Origin of the sequence: Halomonas sp. SpR8 (genome assembly GCF_031010195.1) — a bacterium.
In the GTDB taxonomy this organism is placed as follows: domain Bacteria; phylum Pseudomonadota; class Gammaproteobacteria; order Pseudomonadales; family Halomonadaceae; genus Vreelandella.
Map to the genome: position 1 here is coordinate 627,676 of NZ_JAUAMC010000001.1, position 13,375 is coordinate 641,050.

Here is a 13,375-nt window from a genome sequence, read left to right on the forward strand (position 1 = left end):
CCATGCCAATGAGTCACGACCTACACGAATCTCTGCGCGATAACGTGCGTATTCTGGGCGATAGCCTGGGGCGCACCATTGCCGATGATTTGGGCCAAGCATTTGTCGATAAAATTGAAACCATCCGTGCCCACGCCAAGCGCGGGCGCCAAGGCGACTCTCTGCAACAGCGCGAGTTGATCGAGTATCTGCGTGAGCTTCCCGAGAACGACCTGCTGCCGGTCACCCGAGCCTTTAACCAGTTTTTAAACCTCGCCAATATTGCCGAACAGCATTATCGAGCACGCTTTCGCCGGGTAGAGGACTACAAACCCGGCTCCCAGCCGGTGCTGGGGGAGCTGCTTAAGCGTGCTCAGCAGGCGGGAAACTCACCGCGTAATCTGGTCGAAGCCCTTGCTAATATGCGCGTCGAGCTAGTGCTCACCGCTCACCCCACCGAAGTGATTCGCCGCACCTTGATCCAGAAATATGACGCCATCGATGAGTGCTTAACCGCCATAGAGAGCTCTGAAGATTATCCCGAGCGTGGCACCCGTGCCCAGGGGCGCCTGGAAGAGCTGATTAGTCAGGCGTGGCACACCGATGAGATTCGCCACGAGCGGCCCACTCCGGTGGATGAGGCCAAATGGGGCTTCGCGGTGATCGAAAACTCGCTATGGCAGGCGGTGCCTGATTTCCACCGCGATCTGGATAACCTGCTGCTGGATACCGCCGGCGAGCGCCTGCCCCTGGACGCAGCGCCAATACGCTACGCCTCCTGGATGGGCGGCGATCGGGACGGTAACCCCAACGTTACTGCACGGGTGACTCGTGAAGTATTGCTACTGGGCCGCTGGATGGCCGCCGATCTGTATTTGCGCGATCTTGAGCAGCTTAAAACCGAGCTCTCCATGTGGAAGGCCAATAGCGCGCTGAAAGCCGAGGCGGGTGATGTCGCTGAGCCGTACCGTGAAGTGCTGAAACGTCTTTTGGCAAAAATGGAAGCGACCCGGGATTGGGCCAAGGCCGAACTGGATGGGCGCAACTACGACGGCGGGCCGATTATCGAAACCCGCGACCAACTCTATTCCCCACTGCTCGCCTGCTACCGTTCGCTGTGTGATGTAGGGCTGGATACCATCGCCAACGGCGCACTGCTGGATACCCTGCGCCGGGTCGCGGTGTTTGGCGTTACGCTGACCAAGCTCGACCTGCGTCAGGAAGCCAGCCGCCATGCCCAGGTCGTTGAAGAGCTGACCAGCTCGCTGGGTCTTGGCCACTATCGCGATTGGGACGAAGCCCAGCGGCAAGAGTTTCTGCTCGCCGAGCTCGCTTCCCGTCGCCCGCTGATTCCACGCCGCTGGGAGTGCTCCGCCGAATCCCGGGAGGTGCTGGACACCTTCAAAGTCATCGCCCAGGAACACTCTGAGGCGCTGGGGACGTACATCATCTCCATGGCTGCGGAGCCCTCGGACGTGCTCACCGTCGCGCTGCTGATGAAAGAGGTGGGCGGACAGGTAACGCTGCCTATCGCACCGCTGTTTGAAACCCTTAACGACCTGGATCACGCAGGTGACGTTGTCGATAAACTGCTCTCAATTCCTGGCTATCGCTCGCTGATCGATGATCGTCAGGAGGTCATGATTGGTTATTCGGACTCAGCCAAAGATGCCGGTCAGTTGGCCGCTGCCTGGGCGCAGTACCGCGCTCAGGAGTCGTTAGTGAATGTATGCGAGCGCCATGGCGTTGACTTGACCCTGTTTCATGGTCGCGGTGGCACCGTTGGCCGTGGCGGCGGTCCGGCCCATGCGGCGATTCTCTCCCAACCGCCTGGTTCGGTGAACGGCAGCCTGCGGGTGACTGAACAGGGTGAAATGATCCGCTTCAAGTTTGGTCAGCCGGATATTGCCCTGCGCTCCATGGAGATCTACGCCTGTGCGGTGTTGGAAGCGACCCTGCTGCCGCCCCCCGCGCCAGAGCCGCACTGGCGCGAAGAGATGGACCAACTCGCGAAGGTCGCGCACGCCGCGTACGTGGGAGTGGTGCGGGAAGATCCTGATTTTGTGCCTTACTTCCGCTCGGTAACACCGGAAGGCGCGCTGGGAAGATTGCCGCTGGGCTCGCGGCCCACCAAGCGTCGCCAAGATGGCGGTGTTGAAACCCTACGCGCGATTCCGTGGATTTTCGCCTGGACGCAGATTCGTTTAATGCTACCCGCGTGGCTGGGCAGCGGCGAAGCCTTCTCGCGGCGTTTGGAGCAGCCCGGCGGGCGCGATGTGCTGCAAGAGATGCGCAACGAGTGGCCCTTTTTCGGCACTTACCTGGACATGCTTGAGATGCTGTTGGCCAAAGCCGACGTAGCAATTGCCGCCTACTATGAGCACCGCTTAGTCGACGAGCCCTCGCTGAAGGCGCTGGGTAAACAGCTGCGTGAACGTTTTGGGCGCTTGGAAGATGCAGTGCTGGATATCTTGCAGCAGGAGAAACTGCTGGAGAATACGCCGCTAATTCGCCAGGCGATCGATGTGCGTAACCCCTATATCGACCCGCTCCATGGCCTTCAGGCGGAACTGCTGCAGCGCAACCGTGATGCCGATGGAGCGATTAGCGCGGATCTTTCCCGTGCACTCATGGTCACCATGGCGGGGATTGCTGCTGGTCTACGTAACACGGGCTAATTAACACGGGCAAGGTAACTCGGGCCAGACAACACTGGCTAGTTTTTTAATTACGCTAAGAAGGAGGCGTCAATGCCCTCGGATGCTCAAGCGGTACTCGATTTTTGGTTTGAGGAGTTGACGCCTGCTCAGTGGTTTAAAAAAGACCTTGAGATGGATCGGTTGATCGCGGAGCGATTTGGCGCCATGCATGCTGAAGCCGCACAGTGCGAGTGTTACCTATGGCGGCAAACAGCCCAAGGGCGGCTCGCGGAGATCATTGTGTTGGATCAGTTCTCACGCAATATCTACCGCGATGATGCCCGCGCCTTTGCCACTGACACCCTAGCGTTGGCGCTGGCCCAGGAGGCAGTCGCCGCCGAGGCAGACGCTGAGCTGCCCCCTCAGCAGCGTACCTTTCTCTACATGCCCTATATGCATAGCGAGTCTGAGGCTATTCATGAGCTGGCGATGCAGCTGTTTGACCAGCCGGGGTTAGAGAATAATCTCGATTTTGAAGTCCGCCACAAGGCGATTATTGACCGTTTTGGGCGTTACCCGCACCGCAATGCCGTGCTGGGGCGGGCTTCTAGTGATGAGGAGCTGGAGTTTCTAAACCAGCCCGGCTCCTCTTTTTAAGCGTTTATTTATTCCCTTTTAGCCCTATGGCGTTATATGTCGTTGCGAAAATCTACCCGGATCAATAAGTACATCAGCGAAAGTGGCATGTGCTCTCGCCGCGAGGCCGACCGCTTCGTGGAGCAGGGCAATGTGTGGATTAATGGCCGCCGCGCTACTACCGGCGACCAAGTGGTGGCGGGGGACTTGGTTAAGGTCAACGGCCAGGAGATTGAGCCACAGGAAGAGGAGGACTTAGTCCTTATCGCGCTGAACAAACCGGTGGGCATTGTCAGTACCACCGAACCCAGTGAGAAGGATAATATCGTTGAGTTTGTTAAACACGGCACGCGTATTTTTCCCATTGGGCGGCTCGACAAAGACTCCCAGGGGCTGATTTTTTTAACCAACAACGGCGACTTGGTTAACAAGATCCTGCGCGCCAATAACAACCACGAAAAAGAGTATCAGGTGACGGTGAACAAGCCGATCACCGACGAGTTTATCGACGGCATGCAGAGTGGCGTGCCGATTCTTGGCAAGGTGACCAAGCGCTGCAAGGTGCAAAAAGAGTCCACTTTTGTATTTACCATTACCCTGGTGCAGGGGCTCAATCGACAAATTCGCCGTATGTGCGAATACTTCGGCTATGAGGTTACCCAACTGATCCGCACGCGGATTATGAATGTGTCGCTTAAAGGCTTAGCCCTGGGCGATTGGCGCGATCTCACGGCCAAAGAGATCGATACCATTATCGCGCTTACTGAAAGCTCAGAGGCGGCACCAGAGAAGAAAAGTAAAGCTAAGCCGGAAAGGCCCAACTACAGCTCAGGCGCAGGAAAAGCAAAGCCGCCTTCCGCAAAAGGGCGACTGGCCAAATCGGGTGCGAAGGCTGCTGGCGCTAAAGCATCTGGGGCTAAACTACTGCCCAAGGGTAAAAAAGCCGCCAGCGGAAAAGTCAACGGAAAAACAGGTACTGGCCCTAAAGGCGGGGTGGCAGGCAAGCCAAACCCCAAGGGCAAAGCCCCCGGCAAGCCTGGTGCTAAAGGTAAGCCCGTTGGTAAAGGCCGCGGTAAGCCAGCGGCGGGTGGCAAGCCTTCTCAGCGACGCAAGTAGATCCTAACCATTTAAGAGCCTCCACTGTGATTCCAATCGTCGCCTTTTACGCTGTGATTAGCGTTATCGCCTATATCACTTACGCTATCGACAAAAAGGCGGCGATTAAAAATCGCCGCCGGGTAAGCGAGAAGTCGTTACATCTGCTTGGCGTGTTGGGCGGCTGGCCGGGCGCGCTCCTGGCCCAGCAGCGGTTGCGGCATAAAACCCAGAAAACCGCTTTTCAAGTTACGTTCTGGCTGACGGTTGTCGTGAATCTGGTCTGCATAGGGTGGCTAACTGTTTCATTGAGTCTCATTTAGCCACCCGTTTAGCCATCCTATGCTTGGTGCTTACGCTGTGGCTTGATCGTCGGGCGCGAAAAGAAAATTAGCAATCAGCTCTTTGCCGCCTTCTGTGGCAAACGATTCGGGGTGGAACTGAATACCGTGAATCGGGTACTCCCGGTGTTTAACGCCCATTAGCTCGAATTCACCCATTGACTGCCAGCGACTGCGCTGCTCAAAGCTGTCAGCCGCCAGGGCACCCACGGTGGCGGTCACTTCCAGGCACTCGGGCAGGGTGGTCGCATCGGCAATCAGCGAGTGGTAGCGCATCACTTCAAGCTGGTCGGGTACGCCATTAAACACCGAATGGCTATTATGATTGATCGGGCTAATTTTACCGTGCATGGGCAGCGGCGCTTTGACCACCTTGCCGCCGAATACATGCACAATGCCCTGCATGCCCAGGCAGACCCCTAGCAGCGGGGTGGTCTTGCCCAGTTTCTCTATCACCTCAGCGCATACGCCAAAGTAACGCGGGTCATCCGGCGAGCCGGGGCCGGGGGAGATAATAATGCGATCCGGGGCCATGGCTTCGATGGCGTGGAAATCGATTTGATTATTGCGCTTAACGAGTATCTCGAAATTGGCCAGCCCGCCGCGATTCTTCTCCGTGGTTAAAATCTCACCGATGAACTGGTAGAGGTTATAGGTGAAGGAGTCGTAATTATCGATAATCAGTACTTTCATGCTGGGCGCTCCATGTCCGTTTCCATGTCCGTTTTCATAAAAGGGGCAAGGGCTTTGCGGGTGCCGGCAAATTTGCGGCGAATCTCTTCGTATTCATCTTCGGCGTTGCTATCAAACACATTGCCGCCACAGGTTTGCACATAGGCTTGCTCTCCATTCACGAACACCGTACGGATGGGAATTGCAAAGGTGCAGTCGCCGTTAAACGAAAACTGACCCACCGCACCGCCGTAGGGGCCACGCCCGTCGGTTTCCAGGCCGTCGATAATTTTCATCGCCTCGATCTTGGGGGCGCCGGTGAGTGTACCGGCAGGGAAGTTACTGGCGAGCGCGGTAAACATATCTTCGCCTTCGGCGATAATGCCGACGATCTCGCTGGAAATATGCTGTACGTGGCTAAAGCGCTTGATATCCATCAGGCTGCGCACTTTTACCGTACCAAATTGCGCCACCCGGCCAATATCATTGCGGTGTAGATCGACGATCATATTGTGCTCGGCGATCTCTTTGGGGTCATTGAGCAGCGCCCGGGCGAGCTGGGTATCCTCCTGGGGCGTTTGGCCACGCAGGGTGGTACCCGCCAGGGGGAAGGTTTCCATCTCTCCTTGGCGCAGCCGGAACAGCAGCTCGGGACTAGCGCCGATCAGCTTCTGCTCACCGAATTTGACGTAGTACATCTGCGGCGACGGATTAATCGTGCGTAGCTGGTCATACAGCGCCAGGGTATCGCCCTGAACCCGAAAGCGCTTTTTAAAGCCGACTTCGCACTGGAATACCTTGCCGTCAATAATATCCTGTTTCACCTTGGCCACGGCCTCGGCGTGCTCTGCCTGGCTCATGGTGTCGCCAAGTGCGGTGATTTGCAGCGAGCCTGCTGGCTCATCGTTTGAATTGATCAGTGTCTGCAGAAATTCGTAACGGCTGTTATCGTAGTAAAAATAGATAACCTCACCGGTCATCTTGTCGAGGATCAGCCCATCTTTGTAGAGCCCAAAGCGGAAGGTATCGAAATCATCGCTGGCTTTTAACGTCAACGACGGTTCGAAGTACTGCATGGCGTCGTAGCCGAGATAACCGCTTAACCCGCCAGCGTATTTGCGCGAAATAATATTCTGTGGGATCAGGCTGCGCAGCAGCTCATAAGGGTTATCGCTTGGGTAGTGACTGGCATTGCCATCGCGGTCTTCGATCGTCAGCGTCTTGCCGTTGGCATAGAGCGTGTATTCTGGGTCGAAGCCGATGATCGAGTGGCGCGCCATGTGGCTATCTTCGCCCAGCGACTCCAGCATGTAGCAGTTAGTAAACTGCCGCTCGATTTTTTGAAACAGAGCAAAGAAATCGCAGTCCGCCGCTAGCGTCACATAGTGCGGCTTGCGCGACAGCGTAAACGGCTCAGGGCCTTTAGGTGCGTGCGTGTCAGCAGTGGTCATGAACAATCATTCCGTGAAGAAGGTCGTGTAGAAGGTGGCAAAGTTGAAGAGGGCAAAGTTGAAGAGGGTAATGTGGCCAAGGCACGGGAGCCCCGTGAAACCGTGGCGATACCCACGCCCAGGGTTTCGGCAATTTTGCGGTGTGGCACGCCTTCACGCAGCAGTCTAAAAATCTGTAGGCGTTTACTGATTTCTTGGTACTCTGCAGGCGTTAGCAGGCTAGCCAGCGCTTCGTCCATGGCTTCAGGTGAATCAATGGCGAGTAGGTGGTCGATTAGCTCAGCTTGGTAGTGTTCGTTTGAGGGCATGGTCAAGGCCGGTTAATAAGCGTGTACTATCGTACTAGTACGGTATGCTGTTAGCCGGAAAAGTCAAGCAATGCGTGTTGATTTACATTAAGGGAATGCGATGACCGGCTACTTTATTCAAGCTTTTATCTACCTTGTCGCCGCAGTGATTGCGGTTCCGCTCGCCAAGCGCTTTGGCCTGGGGTCCGTGCTGGGTTATCTGGTTGCCGGGGTGGTGATTGGTCCGATACTGGGGCTGGTGGGCCAAGAGACCACCACCATCCAGCATTTCGCCGAGTTTGGCGTGGTGATGATGCTGTTTTTGGTCGGTATGGAGCTTGATCCCAAAGGGCTGTGGGCGATGCGTGTCCGGCTGATTGGCCTGGGCGGGCTACAGGTAGTGCTCACGGCAGCCGCCGGCTCCGCGATTGGCTGGTGGTTGGGGTTAGTATGGCAAACCGCTCTAGCGGTGGGACTCATTTTTGCGCTCTCTTCAACGGCGATTGTGCTGCAAACACTCAATGAAAAGGGGCTCGCTAAAACAGAAGGCGGGCGCAGCGCGTTTTCGGTACTGCTGTTTCAAGATATTGCGGTCATTCCCATGCTGGCGCTGATCCCGCTGCTGGCGCTGCCGGAACTAATGAGCGCTGGCGGCGGCGATAGCCACGCTAACGTAAGCCTAGTGGCAAGCTTACCCGGCTGGGCGCACGCTTTGGTGGTCGTGACGGCTATTGGGAGCGTCATTGTGGGTGGCTACTATTTAGTACCGCTGCTGTTTCGCTATGTGATTGGCTCTGGTCTGCGTGAAGTGTTTACCGCCACGGCACTAATGCTGGTCATTGGTATCGCCGCGTTGATGAGCCTGGTCAATCTATCTCCCGCCCTTGGCGCTTTTCTGGCCGGAGTGGTGCTTGCCAATAGTGAGTTTAAGCATGAGCTCGAAGCCAATATCGAGCCATTTAAAGGGCTACTGCTGGGGTTGTTCTTTATAACTGTGGGGGCGGGCATCAATTTTGCGGTGCTGGCGGCAGAGTGGCAAACGGTAATCTCATTAGGTGTGGCGGTTATCGTCGTAAAGGGTGTCATTCTGTTGGCTTTGGCGTTTCTGTTTCGGGTGCGCGGCAGTAACGGCTGGCTGTTCACCTTAAGTCTTGCCCAGGCCGGTGAATTTGGTTTTGTGCTACTGACCTATAGCGTACAAAACAGTGTGATTCCTGCCGATATTTTTCAGGTGCTTTCGCTGGTCGTGGCGCTGTCAATGTTCTTAACGCCGCTGTTATTTATTGTCTACGACCGGCTGGTATTGCCACGTTACCGCAGTGCTCAAAATGATGACCGCGAAGCCGATAAGATTGAAGAGCAGGCGCCAGTCATCGTTGCGGGAGTGGGGCGGTTTGGGCAAATTATCTGCCGTTTGCTGCGCGCAAATAGTATCCCCATTGTTGCCCTGGACCTTGAGATAGCGCAGATCGAGAATCTGCGTAAAATTAATATTAAAAGTTACTTTGGCGACGCCAGCCGCTCGGACTTACTTGAAACTGCTGGTATTGACCACGCTCGGTTACTGGTGATTGCGTTGGACGACCGAGACCGCGCCGTGCAGATGGTCAAACACGTTAAACAGTACTATCCCCATGTCTGGGTGCTGGCCCGCGCGTTTGACCGTGGCCATGGCTATCAACTGCGTGAAGCGGGGGCTGATGATGTGGTCAGTGAAACCTATCACTCTGCGCTGGAGTTGGGGGGGCACGCACTTACTGGAATGGGGGTGCACCCTATGCGCGCCAAGCAAATGACCTGGGCGTTTGTGCAAAACGAAGAGGCGCACGAAGATGAACTGTTTAAAGCGTGGAAAGAGATCGAAGAGGGCATTAGCTTTAGCCCGCGTTACGGTGAACTATTTATGAAGCTGGAAGAGTCGCTAAATAGTGTTATGCAGCAGGAATGGCGTGAACCGCAGCGCGAAGATGTGCCGACCTGGACACCGCCTGAACAGACTCCAGAATAATATCAAGAGTAGTTTCAAGAACAGTCTCGAGAACAGTCTCGAGAACAGTCTCGAGAACATCACGAAAAGCCTTAAAACGGCAGGTGCAGCGAGGCGCTAAGCATATTGAGGTGGTCTAGGGTGGGAGCATCGATGCGCTCGTACTCTAGGCGGCTGACAAGACGATTAATCGTCACGGTAGCACCAAAGCCTTGCAGCATTGCTGTACCGCCTTCGTCGGCCCCTTCGACATCGCTTTCGCCGCGCCATTCGGTAATGCCGGACTTCGCATAGACACTGAAAGCGCCCATGCGAACACCGGCAACAATGGCACCACCCAAACTCAGCGTATCCATAATCAGCGGATTAACACTGGAGGAAGTGGCGATTTCTTCACTTTCCCGGTAGGCAATTTCGGCGCCGATATCGAGTTGGGGGAGCCGCCACGGGCTGAAGCCTGCGGTTACGCGAAAACCGCTGGTATAGTTATCAAGGCTTTGCAGGTCGCTACCTTCCAAGATAACGCCGTTATCCAACTGCATAAGTTCGCTATTGGGAGCGGTATACGCCATCACCGGCGGGGCGTCGTCGGCGTAGCTGCTAAACCAGGGAACAGAGCAGCAGAGCAGGGTGCTTGCCAAGCGTTTGATTGGCATTTCTCGTACACCTATCGTTTCATACCCAAATATTGCCGAATACCCACGGGTAGGGAGGAAAAAGCTATTGCCATTCAGATTAGCAACTGGCTTGGATTTCCACCACTTTAATTGCGCCCTCAGCCAGATTATCGACTAAATTTTTGCCCATGATGAGAAAGCGCTCACCAAATACCCACTGGGGGGAGAGCACGGCTTGCCGTGGCGCCTGCTCTTTTTGGCGTTGGCGCTGGCGCCACTCCAGTGCTATTTGGCTCCAATCTTCAGCGTGTTCAACTGTAAAACCACCGGCTTCAAGCAAACGGGTCAGCTCGACCAGCGTGATCAAATGAGAGTGCTCAGTGGAGGTTGCCCAGGGCACCGGGTAGCGAAGCTGTGCCACATTAGGCCCGCTGACCACTTCATGCATCACTACCTGCCCACCAGGGCGGAGCACGCGGCGGGTTTCAGTAATGGCCTTGGCGGCATCGGCCATATTCATCAGGCTATGCTGAAATAGCACGGCGTCAAAGCTGTTATCGGCAAACGGCAGGGCGCTTGCATTACCGGTTACCCAGGTGAGCAGTGGCGCGGCAGGCTGATTCACCCGCGAGCTCAGAGCTTTGTTTAATGCACTGAAACCATGCGTAATATCTAACCCAGTTAACTGAAAGCCCAGTGCAGCGCCCTGGCGCATTAATCCGCCAAGTCCAGCGCCGATATCCAATACTTTCCCATGCGTTGTAGGGTCTAGTCTCTCAAGCAGCCGAGTGGATGCAGCCACGCCACCAATATGCAGTTGATCCAAAGGGGCTAGTTGATGCAGCGAAGGGCCAGCGGGGTAGTGGGCATCTATTTGCGCCAGCACATTATCAGCGCGCAGGGCGCGCTGATAATGATCCGCTAAACGTTGGGATGGGAAGTCCATTGTCGCTTACGACTCTTGATCCAAGCCTGACTCTTGCTCTAAACCTAGCTCTTGAATCGAAATTTCGCGCATTTTGAATTTCTGAACTTTGCCGGTAACGGTCATCGGAAATTCATCGACGAATTTGAAGTAGCGGGGAATCTTGAAGTGGGTGATCTTGCCTTTGCAGAACTCGCGCAGCTCTTCACCGGTCACGTCACCTGCGGTGCTGTTAAGCTTTACCCAGGCAATCAGCTCTTCGCCGTACTTTTTATCCGGCACGCCGGTGACCTGTACTTCTGAAATGGCCGGGTGGGTGTAGAGAAACTCTTCAATCTCTTTGGGATAGACGTTCTCACCGCCGCGAATCACCATATCTTTGATGCGGCCCACGATCTGGATATAACCCTCTTCATCCATAGTGGCCAGGTCGCCGGTATGCATCCAGCCTGCTTCGTCGATGGCTTCCTCCGTAGCTTTATCATTGTTCCAGTATTTCAGCATCACGCTGTAGCCGCGGGTACACAGCTCACCGATTTCGCCACGGGGCAGAATACCGCCGTTGCCGGGATCAACGATTTTAGTTTCCAGGTGCGGCTGGGTACGACCGACGGTTGAAACGCGCTTATCAATGCTGTCATCGGCGCCGGTTTGAGTGGAGACCGGGCTGGTTTCGGTCATTCCGTAGGCGATCTGCACACCCTTCATGTTCATCTTACTGATGACCTGCTTCATGATCTCAGCGGGGCAGATCGAGCCCGCCATGATACCGGTACGCAACGTTGATAGGTCGGTGTTGGGAAAGTCAGGGTGATCCAGCTCGGCGATAAACATGGTCGGCACGCCGTACAGCGCGGTGGCTTTCTGTTCGTGTACTGCCTTGAGTACTTTGCCCGGGTCAAAGCCCTCGTCCGGGTAGATCATCGTAGCGCCGTGGGTCATGCAGCCCAAGTTGCCCATGACCATGCCAAAGCAGTGATAAAGCGGCACCGGAATAACCAAACGGTCTTCGCTGGTAAAGCCCATGCTTTCCGCCACAAAGAAACCGTTGTTGAGAATGTTATGGTGGGAGAGTGTGGCGCCCTTGGGAAAACCGGTGGTGCCGGAGGTGTACTGAATATTGATCGCGTCGTCGAACTGGAGTGTGGCTTGCAGGTCGTCCACATCGGTTTGACTAATTTTGTTAGCCTCGTCCATTAAATCAGACCAGCGCCACATGCCGCTGAGTTTGTCATCGCTTAAATTAATAATGCACTCAAGGTCAGGCAGCTTTTGGGCTTTTAGTTCGCCTTCTTTGCCCGCTTTTAATTCGGGCGCCAGTTCATACAGCATGCCGCTGTAGTCGGAGCTTTTGAAATTGTTGGCGGTCACCAAAAAACGTGCACCGGATTGGTTCAGCGCGTACTCCAATTCGTGGGTACGGTAAGAAGGATTAATGTTGACCAGAATGGCGCCAATTTTGGCGGTGGCAAACTGGGTGAGCGTCCACTCGCTGCAGTTGGGCGCCCAAATGGCAACGCGGTCGCCTTTGTTAACACCAATGGAGAGCAGTGCACGGGCACAGCGGTTCACCTCTTCCTGAAGCTGGCGATAGCTCCAGTGAATGTTCTGGTGCACAACGATCAGCGCATCGTTATCAGCATACTGTGACGCGATCTGGTCGAATTTATCGCCAATGGTCATGCCCAGCAGTGGCTTGTCCGCCATGCTGCTGGAGTAGCTGGGTTGGGTAAGAGCAGATGATGCCATGTTAAGACTCTCCGATATTTTTCTTGTCCGAGCGGGAAGGCAGAGGATAGTTGGCTGCTTTTATTATTTTATTTCGAATTTTAATGGCTAGGGCCTTTTGCCAGGGCGACTTTGGAGCTCGGCTTGCGGCCTAGCTCGCGAGTGATCCAAAAGCCGGTATCGATCACGGCCTGTAGATTGATACCCGTTTCAATCCCCAGCCCTTCCAACAGATAGAGCACGTCTTCGGTGGCCACATTACCGGAGGCGCCCTTGGCGTAAGGGCAGCCACCGAGCCCTGCCGTGGCCGCATCAATCACGCTGACGCCTTCTTCCATTACCGCGTACAGGTTGGCCAGCGCCATGCCATAGGTGTCGTGGAAGTGCGCCGCCAGAAATTCAACAGGCACCTGCTGGCGAGTCGCCTCAATCATTCGTTTGGCTGCCATCGGTGTACCGACGCCGATGGTATCCCCCAGTGACACCTCGTAGCAGCCCATCTCATAAAGCGCCTTGGCCACCTCGGCCACTTTGCTGGGATCGATATCGCCTTCATAGGGGCAGCCCAATACACAGGAGACGTAGCCACGCACGCGAACGCCCGCATCGCCAGCACGCTTGAGCACCGGCTCAAAGCGTGCCAGCGACTCGGCAATCGAGCAGTTTATGTTTTTCTGTGAGAAGGCTTCAGACGCGGCACCAAACACCGCGACTTCTTCAACACCCACGGTGAGGGCGTTTTCAAGCCCTTTTAGATTGGGCGTTAGCGCCGAATAGACCACGCCGGGCTGGCGCTGAATGCCCGCCATCACCTCGACGGCGTCGCCCATTTGCGGCACCCACTTGGGGGATACAAAACTGGCGGCTTCAATATGCGTCATACCCGCCTTGGCCAGCCGCTCGATCAGGGCAATTTTAGTCGCTGTGGGCACGATGTCCCCCGGCTCGTTTTGCAGGCCGTCACGGGGGGCCATTTCAAACAGCTTAACGGAGGTAGGCAGTGGCATAAGGGGTAAGC

General features: G+C 55.5%; 12 protein-coding genes. 5 read left to right on the forward strand and 7 right to left on the reverse strand.

Features of this window, described 5'->3' with window-relative positions:
* The first annotated feature begins 8 nt into the window (after positions 1-8).
* The 4 genes from ppc to QT230_RS02855 all read left to right on the forward strand — a co-directional run bounded on the left by ppc (position 9) and on the right by QT230_RS02855 (position 4,672).
* A complete protein-coding gene (gene ppc, locus QT230_RS02840) occupies positions 9-2,657 on the forward strand; it encodes a phosphoenolpyruvate carboxylase (protein WP_308319966.1) in 2,649 nt (882 codons plus the stop codon).
* Between the two features lie 72 nt (positions 2,658-2,729).
* Positions 2,730-3,275 carry a DUF924 family protein gene (locus QT230_RS02845; RefSeq protein ID WP_308319967.1) on the forward strand — a complete coding sequence of 182 codons (546 nt, stop codon included), beginning with the start codon at positions 2,730-2,732 and terminating at the stop codon, positions 3,273-3,275.
* A gap of 36 nt (positions 3,276-3,311) precedes the next feature.
* Positions 3,312-4,370 carry a 23S rRNA pseudouridine(2604) synthase RluF gene (gene rluF / locus QT230_RS02850; RefSeq protein WP_308319968.1) on the forward strand — a complete coding sequence of 353 codons (1,059 nt, stop codon included), beginning with the start codon at positions 3,312-3,314 and terminating at the stop codon, positions 4,368-4,370.
* A gap of 26 nt (positions 4,371-4,396) precedes the next feature.
* The gene (locus QT230_RS02855) at positions 4,397-4,672 is read left to right on the forward strand and encodes a DUF1294 domain-containing protein (protein ID WP_308319969.1); all 276 of its coding nucleotides are present in this window, start codon (positions 4,397-4,399) and stop codon (positions 4,670-4,672) included.
* Positions 4,673-4,702: 30 nt separating this feature from the next.
* Here the strand turns inward: QT230_RS02855 and QT230_RS02860 are convergent, their stop codons facing one another.
* From QT230_RS02860 to QT230_RS02870, 3 genes are read right to left on the reverse strand one after another with little or no spacing between them, the layout of a single operon-like run.
* Positions 4,703-5,383: an aminodeoxychorismate/anthranilate synthase component II gene (locus tag QT230_RS02860; protein ID WP_308319970.1), complete on the reverse strand. Its 681-nt coding sequence runs from the start codon at positions 5,381-5,383 to the stop codon at positions 4,703-4,705.
* Positions 5,380-6,813: an anthranilate synthase component I family protein gene (locus QT230_RS02865; protein ID WP_308319971.1), complete on the reverse strand. Its 1,434-nt coding sequence runs from the start codon at positions 6,811-6,813 to the stop codon at positions 5,380-5,382. The genes QT230_RS02860 and QT230_RS02865 overlap by 4 nt, the downstream gene beginning before the upstream one ends.
* On the reverse strand, positions 6,810-7,121 hold the full coding sequence (locus tag QT230_RS02870) for a Trp family transcriptional regulator (protein ID WP_308319972.1): 312 nt from the start codon (positions 7,119-7,121) through the stop codon (positions 6,810-6,812). The genes QT230_RS02865 and QT230_RS02870 overlap by 4 nt, the downstream gene beginning before the upstream one ends.
* Positions 7,122-7,221: 100 nt before the next feature.
* Between QT230_RS02870 and QT230_RS02875 the strand changes: the two genes are divergently transcribed.
* Complete coding sequence (locus QT230_RS02875; RefSeq protein ID WP_308319974.1) at positions 7,222-9,108, forward strand: monovalent cation:proton antiporter-2 (CPA2) family protein; 1,887 nt, start codon at positions 7,222-7,224, stop codon at positions 9,106-9,108.
* Positions 9,109-9,179: 71 nt separating this feature from the next.
* Here the strand turns inward: QT230_RS02875 and QT230_RS02880 are convergent, their stop codons facing one another.
* The 4 genes from QT230_RS02880 to QT230_RS02895 form a co-directional block, all read right to left on the reverse strand.
* Positions 9,180-9,743 carry a hypothetical protein gene (locus QT230_RS02880; RefSeq protein ID WP_308319975.1) on the reverse strand — a complete coding sequence of 188 codons (564 nt, stop codon included), beginning with the start codon at positions 9,741-9,743 and terminating at the stop codon, positions 9,180-9,182.
* Between the two features lie 79 nt (positions 9,744-9,822).
* Positions 9,823-10,650, reverse strand: coding sequence for a methyltransferase domain-containing protein (locus QT230_RS02885; protein ID WP_308319976.1), 828 nt, complete (start codon positions 10,648-10,650; stop codon positions 9,823-9,825).
* A gap of 6 nt (positions 10,651-10,656) precedes the next feature.
* Positions 10,657-12,378 carry an AMP-binding protein gene (locus QT230_RS02890; protein ID WP_308319977.1) on the reverse strand — a complete coding sequence of 574 codons (1,722 nt, stop codon included), beginning with the start codon at positions 12,376-12,378 and terminating at the stop codon, positions 10,657-10,659.
* 80 nt (positions 12,379-12,458) lie between these two features.
* On the reverse strand, positions 12,459-13,364 hold the full coding sequence (locus QT230_RS02895) for a hydroxymethylglutaryl-CoA lyase (protein WP_308319978.1): 906 nt from the start codon (positions 13,362-13,364) through the stop codon (positions 12,459-12,461).
* Positions 13,365-13,375: the final 11 nt, after the last annotated feature.

Excerpts from the sequence above, each read along its gene's own strand:
- QT230_RS02845 (WP_308319967.1), top strand. The coding sequence starts at position 2,730 with ATGCCCTCGGATGCTCAAGCGGTACTCGATTTTTGGTTTGAGGAGTTG.
- QT230_RS02870 (WP_308319972.1), bottom strand. The coding sequence starts at position 7,121 with ATGCCCTCAAACGAACACTACCAAGCTGAGCTAATCGACCACCTACTC.
- QT230_RS02895 (WP_308319978.1), bottom strand. The coding sequence starts at position 13,364 with ATGCCACTGCCTACCTCCGTTAAGCTGTTTGAAATGGCCCCCCGTGAC.
- rluF (WP_308319968.1), top strand. The coding sequence starts at position 3,312 with ATGTCGTTGCGAAAATCTACCCGGATCAATAAGTACATCAGCGAAAGT.
- QT230_RS02865 (WP_308319971.1), bottom strand. The coding sequence starts at position 6,813 with ATGACCACTGCTGACACGCACGCACCTAAAGGCCCTGAGCCGTTTACG.
- QT230_RS02860 (WP_308319970.1), bottom strand. The coding sequence starts at position 5,383 with ATGAAAGTACTGATTATCGATAATTACGACTCCTTCACCTATAACCTC.
- QT230_RS02885 (WP_308319976.1), bottom strand. The coding sequence starts at position 10,650 with ATGGACTTCCCATCCCAACGTTTAGCGGATCATTATCAGCGCGCCCTG.
- QT230_RS02890 (WP_308319977.1), bottom strand. The coding sequence starts at position 12,378 with ATGGCATCATCTGCTCTTACCCAACCCAGCTACTCCAGCAGCATGGCG.
- QT230_RS02880 (WP_308319975.1), bottom strand. The coding sequence starts at position 9,743 with ATGCCAATCAAACGCTTGGCAAGCACCCTGCTCTGCTGCTCTGTTCCC.
- ppc (WP_308319966.1), top strand. The coding sequence starts at position 9 with ATGAGTCACGACCTACACGAATCTCTGCGCGATAACGTGCGTATTCTG.
- QT230_RS02875 (WP_308319974.1), top strand. The coding sequence starts at position 7,222 with ATGACCGGCTACTTTATTCAAGCTTTTATCTACCTTGTCGCCGCAGTG.